This window comes from Sorangium sp. So ce119, assembly GCF_051524405.1.
GTDB classification, from domain to species: Bacteria; Myxococcota_A; Polyangia; order Polyangiales; family Polyangiaceae; genus Sorangium; species Sorangium cellulosum_G.
This window is the reverse complement of the sequence record NZ_CP150310.1, coordinates 3,138,155-3,150,243: the sequence shown is the minus strand read 5'-3', so window position 1 is coordinate 3,150,243 and position 12,089 is coordinate 3,138,155. Positions and strand designations below refer to the sequence as shown.

General features: G+C 72.6%; 8 protein-coding genes. 4 read left to right on the top strand and 4 right to left on the bottom strand.

Going from position 1 to position 12,089, the window contains the following annotated elements; genetic code table 11:
• The first annotated feature begins 43 nt into the window (after nucleotides 1–43).
• Nucleotides 44–994, top strand: coding sequence for an ABC transporter ATP-binding protein (locus WME76_RS11925; protein ID WP_437960261.1), 951 nt, complete (start codon nucleotides 44–46; stop codon nucleotides 992–994).
• Nucleotides 995–1,048: 54 nt separating this feature from the next.
• Nucleotides 1,049–1,432 carry a fluoride efflux transporter CrcB gene (gene crcB, locus WME76_RS11920; RefSeq protein WP_437960260.1) on the top strand — a complete coding sequence of 128 codons (384 nt, stop codon included), beginning with the start codon at nucleotides 1,049–1,051 and terminating at the stop codon, nucleotides 1,430–1,432.
• A 121-nt stretch (nucleotides 1,433–1,553) separates the two neighbouring features.
• Here the strand turns inward: crcB and WME76_RS11915 are convergent, their stop codons facing one another.
• From WME76_RS11915 to rpsB, 3 genes are all read right to left on the bottom strand, one after another.
• Nucleotides 1,554–2,498: a polysaccharide deacetylase family protein gene (locus WME76_RS11915; RefSeq protein ID WP_437960259.1), complete on the bottom strand. Its 945-nt coding sequence runs from the start codon at nucleotides 2,496–2,498 to the stop codon at nucleotides 1,554–1,556.
• A 9-nt stretch (nucleotides 2,499–2,507) separates the two neighbouring features.
• Entirely contained in the window at nucleotides 2,508–3,458 is a 951-nt protein-coding gene (gene tsf / locus WME76_RS11910) for a translation elongation factor Ts (protein ID WP_437960258.1), read from the bottom strand.
• 263 nt (nucleotides 3,459–3,721) lie between these two features.
• A complete protein-coding gene (rpsB, locus tag WME76_RS11905) occupies nucleotides 3,722–4,561 on the bottom strand; it encodes a 30S ribosomal protein S2 (protein ID WP_061617664.1) in 840 nt (279 codons plus the stop codon).
• A 522-nt stretch (nucleotides 4,562–5,083) separates the two neighbouring features.
• Here rpsB and WME76_RS11900 point away from each other — a divergent pair.
• Together WME76_RS11900 and WME76_RS11895 are read left to right on the top strand one after the other, a co-directional pair.
• The gene (locus WME76_RS11900) at nucleotides 5,084–7,129 is read left to right on the top strand and encodes an IPT/TIG domain-containing protein (RefSeq protein WP_437960257.1); all 2,046 of its coding nucleotides are present in this window, start codon (nucleotides 5,084–5,086) and stop codon (nucleotides 7,127–7,129) included.
• Complete coding sequence (locus WME76_RS11895; protein WP_437960256.1) at nucleotides 7,129–9,180, top strand: IgGFc-binding protein; 2,052 nt, start codon at nucleotides 7,129–7,131, stop codon at nucleotides 9,178–9,180. Before WME76_RS11900 ends, WME76_RS11895 begins: the two co-directional genes overlap by 1 nt.
• A gap of 51 nt (nucleotides 9,181–9,231) precedes the next feature.
• On the opposite strand, the gene mutS is transcribed toward WME76_RS11895, so the two are convergent.
• On the bottom strand, nucleotides 9,232–11,925 hold the full coding sequence (gene mutS / locus WME76_RS11890; RefSeq protein ID WP_437960255.1) for a DNA mismatch repair protein MutS: 2,694 nt from the start codon (nucleotides 11,923–11,925) through the stop codon (nucleotides 9,232–9,234).
• Nucleotides 11,926–12,089: the final 164 nt, after the last annotated feature.

The window sequence follows — 12,089 nt, the reverse complement described above, 5'->3', positions numbered from 1 at the left end:
CGCCGTCCTGCGGGGGCCCCCTCCGTGGTACCGTGACGCGCCGATGTCGAGAAGGCCGCCCAGCCACCCCCCCGAGAACGGGCAGCCCCCCCGGAACGGGGCCGAGGCCGCGCCGGGGGGCGGGCCGCAGGCGCGCGAGATGCCTCCGGGGTGGCTGCCGGGGGATCACCTCTTCGTCGATGACATCAAGAAATCGTTCGGGCCGACGAAGGTGCTGCACGGGATCACCATGCACCTCCGGCGGACCGAGACGGCGGTGATCATCGGCGGGTCGGGCGCGGGCAAGACGACGCTGCTGCGGCTGCTCATCGGGCTCGAGCGGCCGACCACCGGGCACATCTGGGTCGACGGCGTCGATATGGGCGCGCTGGACGACTACGAGATGAACCGGATGCGCCAGCGGTTCGGCATGGTGTTCCAGTACGCGGCGCTGCTCGACTCGCTCACGATCTTCGACAATGTGGCGTTCCCGCTGCGCGAGCACCGGAAGCACATGTCGAACAAGGACATCCGCGACAAGGTCGTGGGCATGCTGAACTCGCTCGGCCTCGAGAACAAGGAGGACCGGATGCCCTCGGAGCTGTCGGGCGGGCAGCGCAAGCGCGTGGGGCTGGCGCGCGCGCTGATGCTCGAGCCCGAGATCCTCATCTACGACGAGCCGACCAGCGGGCTCGATCCGCTGACGAGCCGGATGGTCGACGACCTGATCGAGGAGACGCGGGCGCGTTACAAGGTGACGAGCGTGGTCATCTCGCACGACATGGCGAGCACGTTCCGCATCGCACACCAGGCGTTCCTCGTGATCCAGGGGCGGGTCGTCGCGTCGGGGACGCCGGACGAGCTGGCCTCCGGCGACAACGAGCAGGCGCGCCAGTTCATCGCGGCGGCCGGCGTGGCGCCGGATCAGATCTCGCGGGTGAACCGGCCGGCGCTGGCGGACAGCAGCAAGGGCGACGGCGGCCAGGTCATCGAGTTCAGGAAGGCGGCGGAGTAGGCGGCGGCAGAGCGGCGGCGCTGCTGACTGGCGCGTGCGCGGTGAGGTGGGCCGATGGATCGGTGGTTCTGGATCGGAGTCGGCGGGGCGGCGGGCACCCTCGCCCGCTACGGGCTCTCGACGTGGTGCCAGCAGCGCTTCGGCGCTGGTTTTCCGTACGGCACGCTCGCCGTCAACGTGCTCGGGTCGTTCTTGCTCGGCGCCATTGGAGAGATCGCCGAATCGACAGCGCTCCTGTCGCCGACGCTCCGCCTCAGCCTGAGCACCGGCCTCATGGGCGGCTTCACCACCTATTCGAGCTTCAACAACGAGACACTCAGGCTCATCCACTACAAGTCCTGGGCAGCGGGGCTCGCCAACATCACGATCACGCTGGTCGGCTGCTTGCTCGCCGGCGCCCTCGGGATGATCGTCGCGAAGCGGCTCGTCGCGAGCTAGCGTGCCGGCGGTCGGCGAGCCGCCGCGCGCAGCGGTGGGGCTCGCGGCCCCGCGCGAGGCTCTCGGGGGAATGCGACAAAGTCGCGCCGACGCCGGCTCCGCCTGTGCCGCCCGCCCCCGGTCACCCCACGAGCCCGCGCTCCCCGGCTGCCTCGTCCAGCCGCACGAATCGCGCTCCTCGCCGCGCCGTCTCCTCCACGAACGCCCCCAGCGCATCGAGCCGCCTTCCCAGCGCCACCCGGAGCTCAGGCTGGTACGGCGCGAGCGCCTCGAGGCCGTCGCGCCGGTCGAGGAAGTCCATGCCGTGCAGCTCCAGGTTCACGAGCGCCTCGCCGGCGCAGACGCGCGCCAGCCAGCGCGCCCCCGCGGCGCCCGCGAGCGCCACGCTCGTGCCGATGACCGGCAGCCGGAGCCCGGGAGTCACCTGGATCGGCAGCTCGACGAAGCGCCGGCCGCCACGCCGGTACCACGGGCGCCCCGGCCGGTACGGGCGGCGCGGCGCCGCGAGCACCCGCGGCGTGTCCAGGATCGCCGCCGATCCCCTGCCCTGCGCGCGCTGCACGCCCAGCACGAGGGCCTTCGCTGCGTAGTAGGGCGGGCACGGGAACACCGAGGAGTCGAACGCCACCCCGACCGCCTCGAGCGCGTCGAACAGCGCGTCGCTCACGGTGTAGCCCGGCGCGCGGAAGCCCGTCGGACGACGCCCGACCGCCTCCGCGATCGCCTCGGCGCCCAGCAGGACGTCGCGCGCGATCGCGGCGCGCGGGAGCCGCGACAGGTCGTAGCGGTGCCCGTACGAGTGGTTCTCGACCGCGTGGCCCGCGTCGCTCAGCGCGCGCAGGGCCGCCGCGCTCTCCGGGCGCGCGAGGTCGCGGCCGATCGCGAACAGCGTGACAGGGATGCCGTGGGAAGCAGCGAAGTCCGCGATGCGGGGCAGCGCCGCGTCATAGACGGCGTGCAGCGCGGCCACCGCCCCGGGGCGATCCGGGGCGGCGAGGCCGTGGAGGGCAAGGTAGTTCGGGACCTCGTCGAGGTCGATCGAGACGGCGGCGAGGCGCCCCCGCATCGGACCGCGTCAGCTCGCGGCCATCTTCGCCACCTCGGCGGCGAAGTTGTCCTCTTTCTTCTCGACGCCCTCGCCGCGCTCATACCGCACGAAGCGCGTGAGCGTGAGCTCGCCGCCGGCCGCCTTCGCGGCCGCCTCGCGCAGCTTGTCGATCGTCTGGCCCGACACGCCGCGCGACGCCGCCTCGACCGACTCCTGCTCGAGGAGCGCGACCTCCGAGTACCACTTGTTGAACTTGCCCTCGATGATCTTCGGCCACGCCGATTCCGGCTTCGGCTTCGGATCCTCGCGGAGCTGCGCCTCGAAGATCTCCTGCTGCTTCGCCTTCAGATCCGCCGTGACCTCGTCGCGACGGAGGACGAGCGGGCTCATCGCGGCGGCCTGCATCGCCGTCTCGTCGATGAACTTCTGCACCTCGGGGTGCTCCGCCACCGCCTGGCTCGACGCCTCGACCGCCACGAGCACGCCGATCTTACCGCCGAGGTGCACGTACGCGTGCGCGACGCCGTGCTTGCCCTCCGGGATCGACACGCGATCCCAGCGGCGCACCGCGACCTTCTCGCCGATGCGCGCGGTCAGCTCGGTCGCCGTGTCGGCGATCGACTTGCCGCCGATCGAGAGCTGGCTCACGTCCGCGCCCTCGGGCGCCTTCTCGACCGCGGTGAGCACGTCGCCGACGAACTGCCGGAAGGCGTCGTTGCGGGCGGCGAAGTCCGTCTGGATGTTGACCTCGACCATCGTCGCGCTCCGCCGATCGGCCGCGACCGTCGCGCGAACCTCGCCCTCGGTGGCGGACGCGCCGGCCCGCTTGGCGCTCTTCGCGAGACCCTTCTTGAGGATGATCTCGACCGCCTTCTCCATGTCGCCCTCGGCCTCCGTGAGGGCGCTCTTGCAGTCGCTCATCCCCGCCTGGGTACGCTCACGAAGCTCCTTGATCGCCTGCGCATTGATGCCGGCCATGGCTCTTTCTCCTTCAACCTAGATAGGAAGGAGCCGCGCCGAGCGGCCCCTCTTCATCGCACTTCAGACTGATGACCACGAGCGCCCGCGCGATGCGCAGCTCGGACCGCAGAAGCACCGAGGGCGCAGAGAAATGAAACTCGCATTTCTGTCCCTGCGCCCTCGACGCGCTGCGGTCTCCGATTCCGGGGCGAGAGGCGGCGCCATCGCTCCACCTCCCTGCCCCGGGCCGTCGGGCCGCTCCGATGCGGCTCGCGCCGCCGCTACGACGCCTGCTGCTGGCGCGGACCGCCGCGGCCGCCGCGGCCGCCCTGGTACACGTTGATCTCGTCGCGCTGGCCGCGACCGCCGGCCGGAGGCTGCGAGCCGTGCGCGCCCTCGCCGTGGTCCTTGCGGCGCTGCGCGCCCTCGACGCACGCGTCCGCGACGCGGGCCGTGATCAGCCGGATCGAGCGGATGGCGTCGTCGTTGCCAGGGATCACGAAGTCGACGAGATCCGGATCGCAGTTCGTGTCCGTGATGGCCACGACCGGGACGTTCAGCTTCCGCGCCTCGCTGATCGCGATCGACTCCTGGTGCGGATCGATCACGAAGATCGCCGCGGGCAGGCCGCCCATGCCCTTGAGGCCGCCCAGGTACTTCTCGAGCCGCTCGCGCTCCTTCTCGAGGCGGACGACCTCCTTCTTGAGGAGCTGCTCGTACGTCCCGTCCTCCTTCATGCGCTCGAGGGTGCGCAGGCGATCGAGGCCCTGCTTGATCGTCCGGAAGTTGGTCAGCGTGCCGCCGAGCCAGCGGTTCGTGACGAAGTACATGCCCGCCCGCCGGGCCTCCTCCTGCACGATGTCCTGCGCCTGGCGCTTCGTGCCGACGAACAGCACGTGGCCGCCGCGGCCGACGGCGTCGGTCAGGAAGTCGTACGCGCGCTTGAAGAGCCGCGTCGTCTGATCGAGATCGATGATGTGGATGCCGTTGCGCGCGCCGTAGATGAACGGCCGCATCTTCGGGTTCCAGCGCTTCGTCTGGTGGCCGAAGTGCACGCCCGCGTCGAGCAGCGAGCGCAGCGGGAGCGGGAAATCCCCCTGCTGGGGGGCAACGGCCTGCATGGTGTCGGCCGCGGGAGCGGATGCGGAAAAGCTGGTATCGGTCACGGCAGTGTCCTTTCGGTTGGTCCGCCGCTCCCCCTCCCGCGACCAACCCCACGCACGGACAGGAGCGTCCGTGTTGGTGGGGCACCGGGTCGCGGAATGCCGTGGTGCCAGGAGAGCGTGTGGATTTACTCGCAGCGACAGCGAAGGCGAGGATTCAACCTCCGCTGTCCCCCTCGTCACGAGACCGCACGAAGGGGGCGGTTTGCTACCCCGATGCGCTCCGCTTGTCAAGCGGCGGCGCCGCCGCGCCAGCGGTCCATGCCACCGCGTGTTGCCCGCCCTTTTTCGGCCGTTTCGCCCCGAGTTGGACGCGTTCCGACCGCGGGAGGAGAGACGCGCCGCGCGCGCGAGAGCTCCGTGCCGCGCCGTGTCCCGGCCTCCATGATGACGTACACTCCGCCCGTGCGAACCGCCTTTCTTACAGCACGCTTCGCCTCGGTCGGCGCATGTTCCGCGTGGTGCGCAGGCCTCGCCGTCGTGTCCGCCTGCATCGCCTCGGCGCCCGAAGGCATCCGCCGGCAGACCGACGGTGACGGAGGCGGCGGCGGCGACTTCGGCGTGGACCCGCAGGCCACGGCGTCGTCCACCAGCGCCGGGCTGCCGAGCGCGGATCCGCACGCGCTGCTCGGCGCCGACCCGACGCACGGCCCGTTCAACGGGGGCCAGCGCGTCCTCCTCCACGGGAACGGCTTCAGCTCCAAGGTCCGCGTCTGGTTCGGCGACGTCGAGGTCGATCCGTCCGCGATCGTGCCGATCGATCCCAACCGGGTCCAGGTGGTCGCGCCCCCGGGCGCGGCCGGGCCGGTCGAGCTGGTCGCGCAGAACGGCGACGACACGTCGACCCGGCGGGCGCTGCCGGGCGGCTACGTCTACGACGCGCTGTACGCGTCCCCGTCGAGCGGGCCGATCTCCGGCGGGACGACCATCGAGCTCATCGGGCAAGGGACGCGCTGGGACGCGACCACCATCGCCAGGATCGATCAGAAGCCGTGCACGTCGCTCGCGGTCGAGGGGCCGAGCCGGCTGGTATGCACCGTGCCCCGGGGCACGCCGGGCGCGAAGACGGTCGCGGTGACCACCGGCGACGAGACGATCCTCGTGCTGGACGGCTACACCTACGAGGACAGCACGAACGGCTACAAGGGCGGGCTCAGCGGCGCGCCGCTCGCCGGGCGGCTCAAGGTCCTCGTCTACAACAACTTCACCGGCGATCCGATCCCGGGGGCGCGCGTCGTCGTGGGCAGCAGCCTGACGTCCGCGCTCACCGGCGAGGCGGACGCGTCCGGCGTCGCCGTGTTCGAGGACGCCTCGCTCGACGCCCCGCGGACCGTCACGGTCGCGGCGACGTGCCACAGCCCGATCTCGTTCGTCGATGTGCCGGTCGACACGGCGACCGTGTACCTGGATCCGGTGCTCACGCCCGCCTGCGGCGCTTCCGGGGATCCGCCGCCGCCGGTCGGCGGCAAGGTGGGCACCGCCGGGGTGATCGACGGCGAGCTCGTCTGGGACGAGTCACTGGACCCAGGCGGCGCCGCGTGGAGCAACGTCCCGACCCCGCAGCGCGAGGCCGAGCGCCAGGTGGCGTACGTGTTCACGACGGGGAGCGATCCGCTCGCGACCTTCAAGCTGCCGCCCGCGATCCAGGCGATCACCCCGACGACGCCGGGGGACCTGGGGCACGGGTTCACGATGTACCTCGCGCCCGGCAACCGCTCGCTCTATGCGCTGGCGGGCCTCGAGGATCGATCGGCGGTCCCGCCGCGGTTCACGGCGTACGCGATGGGCATCGTCCGCGGGATCCCGGTGCTCCCGGGCGAGGTGACGAGGGACGTGTTCGTGCGGATGAACCAGCCCCTCGATCACGCCCTCGCGATGGACGTCACCGCGCCCGCGAAGGGACCCAAGGGGCCGGACCGCATCCAGGCGAACGTGTCGCTGATGATCGGCAACGACGGGTTCGCCACGCTGCCGATCGGCGCCCAGAGCCCGCTGATCCCGTTCGACGGGAGGCTGACGTTCGTGGGCGTGCCGCCGCTCAACCGCGATCTGCTCGGCGCGAGCTACCACTCCTCGGCGCGCGCCGTCACCGGCCAGGCCGGGCTCGCGCCGCTGTCCGTCGTCGGGCGGGTCCTCTCGACCACCACGAGCGAGCCCGTGGGCATCGGCGACTTCGTGGGCGTGCCGACCCTGGAGACGCCCGCGCAGAACCGCGCCTGGGACGGCGCGCACCTCGCCACCACGTTCAGCGCGGGCGCGCCCGTCGACCTCAGCGTCTACGACATCGCGAGCGGGAACGGCCTCATCCGGTGGACCATCGCCGTGCCGGCGGGATCGCACGCGATCGAGGTGCCGGACATCCGGCAGCTCGGGATCGACAACGGCTCGATCCCGCCGGGGCCGATCACCCTCGGGGTGTACGGGGCGCGGATCGACGGCTTCGACTACGGCAAGCTCGTCTACCGGCAGCTCACGCCGCAGGGGATGACGGCGTACTCCCTCGACAGCTTCAGCGCGCACCTGTGATGAACACGCCGGTCCACACAACGCGCGCTCGTCGATGGAGCGCAGGCCGCCGCGCGCGACGGTCCGCGGCGGCCGCGGCCCTCACGGTCGCCGCGCTGCTCGGGCTGGCGCTCTCGCCGAGCTGCTTCGACCGCGGCACGCGGTGGGGCGACATCCCCGACGAGCCGCCGCCCCCGCCGCCCTGCGCGGCCGGCGACGTCCGGTGCGGCGCGGACCTCGCGCGCTGCGAGGAGACCGACGCGGGGCCGGCCTGGGTGACGGTCGACGACTGCGCCGCCCAGGGGCTCGTGTGCGCGTCGGTGGAGCTCGGCTGCAGGCCGTGCGTGCCCGGCACCACCTCGTGCCGCGGGCAGGAGGTCGTCGCGTGCGAGCCGGACGGCAGCTTCGGCGGCGCGCTCGACACGTGCGACACGGGCGCCGGCGAGGCGTGCCGGGGCGGGAGCTGCCTTCCGCTCTGCGCCGTCGCCGAGGTCGAGCGGAGCAACGTGGGGTGCGAGTACTGGGCGGTCGATCTCGACAACGCGCGGATCGACGCGACCAGCAACGCGGCGGCGCAGCAGTTCGCGGTCGTGATCTCGAACCCGCAGCCCGACGTGCCGAACGAGGTCCACATCTTCCAGGACGACGGCGCGCCGGGCGATCCGCCCGCGCCCGTGGAGATCGCGAGCGCGATCATCGCGCCGCTCTACCTCCAGGTGTTCAAGCTGGGGCCGCGCGAGGTCGACGGCAGCCCCGAGGGGGAGTTCAACACCGGCACGCACACGGCGCTCACGCGCCACGCGTACAAGATCACGTCAAAGTTCCCCGTCGTGGCGTATCAGTTCAACCCGCTGGAGAACGTCAACGTGTTCTCCAACGACGCGTCGCTCCTGAAGCCGCGCGAGGCGCTGACCTACAGCCCAGGTGTCATGTCGACCGCGTACGTCGTGACCGGGTGGCCGCAGACCATCGCGAGCACCGACGACCCGGACACGAACTTCAACCCGCTGAACCCGATCGATCTGCGCGCGTTCCTGACCATCGTGGGGACGCGCGACGGGACGACGGTCCAGGTGCAGACGACCGCGAGGGTGGTCGGCGGCGGGCCCGTGCCGGAGACGCCCGCGAACGGGTCGATCGAGGTCGAGCTCGGCGCGTTCGACGTGCTCAACCTGGAGACCGGCGGGTTCAACGCGGACTTCACCGGCTCGATCGTCAAGGCCGACCAGCCGATCGCTGTGTTCACCGGCGGCGAGGCGTCGGACGCGCCCCACTTCAGGACGCTCGCGGACCGGCGCTGCTGCGCCGACCACCTGGAGGACCAGCTCGACCCGATCCGCGCGACGGGCAAGCGGTTCGCCGTGCCGCACACGCCGAACCGGTCGCAGACGGCGAAGGAGGCCGGCGCGCGCATCGAGGTCGTGCCCGAGCCGGAGTACGTGAGGATCATGGCCGCCACGAGCAAGGGCGCCGAGATCACGACGACCCTGCCGCCGCCGGACGACCGGATCACGCTGTCCTCGCTGGGCCAGTTCCACGACCTGACGGTGTGGGGCGACTTCCTGATCGAGAGCTCCGAGCCCGTCGTCGTGTCGCAGATCATGGCCAGCCAGAACGCGACCGGCGTCAGGCAGGGCCTGCCGGGCGGAGACCCGAGCCTCCTCATCCTGCCGCCCGTCGAGCAGTTCCGGCAGGACTACGTGTTCCTGACGCCCGACAAGTACGCGTTCGACTTCATCTCCGTTGTCGCGCCGCCGTCCGCCGTCGTGCAGCTCGACGGCGTGACGCTCGGGGCGGAGGAGTGCGAGATCGCACCCGCGGACGGCCTCACGGACGAGCAGCGCGGGGGCGGCGCGCCGCCGTTCGTCGTCTACCGATGCCAGCTCAGCTTCGCGACGATCGATCCGGAGAAGCAGGCGCCCGACAACGTGCTGCCCGGGAGGCAGCGCGACGGCGTGCACCGGATCGCGGCCTCCGCGCCCGTGGGGCTGCTCGTGACGGGGTTCGACTCGTTCGTGAGCTACGCGTACGCGGGCGGCACCGAGCTCCGGGAGATCGCGGCGCCTGACTGAGCCGGCGCGCGGTCAGCGTCGCCCGCGGTCACCGTCGCCTCACGCCGCCCGTCACTTCGCGCCGCTGCCGAGCAGCCCCTTCAGCTTCACGACGAGCTTGAGCGCGTCGAGCGGCGCGAGCCGGTCGACGTCCACCGAGCGCAGCGTCTCGATGACCGCCGCCTGCTCCGGCGGCACCGCCGCCTGCGCCGGGGCGAACAGGTCGAGCTGCGCGGCGCCCGAGCGCGAGCGGCCGCGCAGCGAGGCGTGCTTGCCGCCCGGCAGCGCGGCGCCCGACTCCAGCGTCGCGAGGATCGCCCGGGCGCGCGCGAGCACCCCCTCGGGGACGCCCGCGAGGCGCGCGACCGCCACGCCGTAGCTGCGGCTCGCGGGGCCCGCCTCGAGCTTGTGGAGGAAGATCACGTCGTCGCCGTGCTCGCGCGCGGCGACCGAGTAGTTGGCGATGCCCGGCGCGCGCGCCGAGAGCTCCGTCAGCTCGTGGTAGTGCGTCGCGAACAGGGCGCGGCAGCCGACCGCCTCGAACAGGTGCTCGGCCACCGCCCAGGCGATCGCGAGGCCGTCGTACGTGCTCGTGCCGCGGCCGATCTCGTCGAGGATCACCAGCGAGCGCCGCGTCGCGTCGCGGAGGATCTCCGCCGTCTCCCGCATCTCGACCATGAACGTGCTCTCGCCGCGCGCGACGTTGTCGCTCGCGCCGACGCGCGAGAGGATCCGGTCCACGAGGCCGATCTCCGCCTCGCGCGCCGGCACGTAGCTGCCCATCTGGGCGAGCACCACGATCAGCGCGACCTGGCGCATGAGCGTCGACTTGCCCGCCATGTTGGGGCCCGTGATCAGCCAGAGCCGCTCGCCCGCGAGGTCGAGGCGGGTGTCGTTCGGCACGAAGTGCCCCGCGGCCGCGAAGCGCTCGACCACCGGGTGGCGGCCGTCGCGGATCGCGATCGCCTCGCCCGAGGTGACGTGCGGCCGGACGTAGTCGTTGCGGTGGGCGACGTCGGCGAGGGCGGCCGCGACGTCCCACGCCGCGAGCCTGCGCGCGAGCGCGCGGAGCCGGCCCTCGCTCTTCGCGACGAGGGCCCGCAGGCGATCGAACAGCGCCGTCTCCCGCTCCAGGGCGCGCGCCCCGGCGTGCTCGATCTTGTCGGCGAGCTCGTCGAGCTCGTCGCTCGTGTAGCGCTCGCCGGTCGCGACGGTCTGCTTGCGGCGGAAGCTCTCCGGGACCTTGCTGACGTGCGCGCGGGTCACCTCGATGTACCAGCCGAACACGCGCGTGTACTTGACCCGGAGCGAAGGCGCGCCCGTCTGCGAGCGGAGCTTCGCCTCCAGCGCGAGGATGAGCTCGGTCGCGTTCTTCTCCACGGCCCGCGCCTCGTCGAGCTCCTTGTCGTACCCCTCGCGGAAGATGCCGCCCTCGCGCGTGTTCGGCGGCGGCCGCTCGATCAGCGCGGCGGTCAGCTCGGCGCGCACGTCGGCGGCGAGATCGAGCGCCGCCGCCTCGGCGAGCAGCGGCTCCGCCGCCGCGCTGCCGAGGTCGGGGATCGACCGCACCGCGGCGACCGCCGCCGGGGCCGCCGCGAGGCCGTCGCGCAGGCAGCCGAGGTCGCGCGGCGTGGCCTCGCCGAGGAGCGCGCGGACGCTGAGGCGCTCGAGGTCGCCGACGCCGCCGAGCGCCTCCCGCAGCTCGCCCCGGGCGCGCGGGTGCGAGACGAAGAGCTCCACCTCGTCGAGGCGCCTGCGGATCCCCGCTACGTCCGCGAGCGGCGTGAGCAGGCGGCGGCGCAGCAGGCGGGCGCCGCCCGGGGTGACCGTGCAGTCGACGACGTCGAGCAGCGTGCCGCGGCGGCCCCCGTCCGCGGCGCGCACGAGCTCGAGGTGCGACTGAGCCGTCTCGTCGATCCGCAGCGTGCCCGAGGTGTCGTGCGGGGCGATGCGGCGCACCGGGATGCGCGCGCCCGGGCTGCAGCGGCGCGCGAAGCGCAGCGCCCGCGCCGCCGCGCGCACCGCCGGGAGCGGGTGCTCTGCCAGCGCCGCCGCCGAGATCGGCTCGAGCGCGGCGTCGTCGAGGATCGACGCGACCTGGGCGCTGTCGAGATCGTCGTCGTCGCGCAGCGCCGCGCGGCAGGCGAGCGACGTCGCGGCCGCGCGGACGTCGGGCAGATCCCGGGCGATCAGCGCCTCGCGCGGGTCGGCCCGGGCGAGCTCTGCGAGCAGCGTCGCGGCGTCCGGGATGGAGGTGGCCGAGAGCTCGCCCGTGGAGAGATCGAGCAGCGAGAGGCCGTACGGCCCGCCCGTGGCGCCGGCGTCCCCGCGGGGCACGCCGCCCCCGTCGACGGCGGCCAGGTAGTGGTTGGCGCGCGCGTCGAGCTGCTCGCTGTCGGTCACGAGCCCCGGCGTGACGACGCGCACCACCTGCCGCGGCACGAGCCCCTTGATCTTGGAGGGATCCCCGCACTGCTCGCAGATCGCCACCTTGTGGCCGAGCGCGAGGAGCCGCGCGATGTAGCCGTGCGCCGCGTGGTGCGGGACGCCGGCCATCGGGACCTCCTCGGGCTCGCCCTTGTTGCGGCTCGTGAGCGTCAGGTTCAGCGCGCGCGAGACGAGGACCGCGTCGTCGTTGAACATCTCGTAGAAGTCGCCCATCCGGAAGAAGAGGATCGCGTCAGGGTGAAGCGCCTTCGCTTCCTCGTACTGGCGCATCACCGGCGTCAGCTTCTTCCTGGCCGCGGGCTGCTCGGACGGATGCATCGCCGGCGTCTTAGTCTCGACGTCCGGTGAGGTCTACGCGGGATGCGTACGTTCGTTTCGCGGTTTTCGTGGAAAAATCGGCGTCAAATTCGGAATGACGCGAGGACCGACGCGCTCACCCAGCGGCGACCGCGCGTCGGCGCCGCGCGCGCTGGGCGCGCGGG

Coding starts and splice junctions, on each gene's coding strand:
- WME76_RS11925 (WP_437960261.1), top strand. CDS start 44: ATGTCGAGAAGGCCGCCCAGCCACCCCCCCGAGAACGGGCAGCCCCCC.
- tsf (WP_437960258.1), bottom strand. CDS start 3,458: ATGGCCGGCATCAATGCGCAGGCGATCAAGGAGCTTCGTGAGCGTACC.
- crcB (WP_437960260.1), top strand. CDS start 1,049: ATGGATCGGTGGTTCTGGATCGGAGTCGGCGGGGCGGCGGGCACCCTC.
- WME76_RS11895 (WP_437960256.1), top strand. CDS start 7,129: ATGAACACGCCGGTCCACACAACGCGCGCTCGTCGATGGAGCGCAGGC.
- rpsB (WP_061617664.1), bottom strand. CDS start 4,561: ATGCAGGCCGTTGCCCCCCAGCAGGGGGATTTCCCGCTCCCGCTGCGC.
- WME76_RS11915 (WP_437960259.1), bottom strand. CDS start 2,498: ATGCGGGGGCGCCTCGCCGCCGTCTCGATCGACCTCGACGAGGTCCCG.
- mutS (WP_437960255.1), bottom strand. CDS start 11,925: ATGCATCCGTCCGAGCAGCCCGCGGCCAGGAAGAAGCTGACGCCGGTG.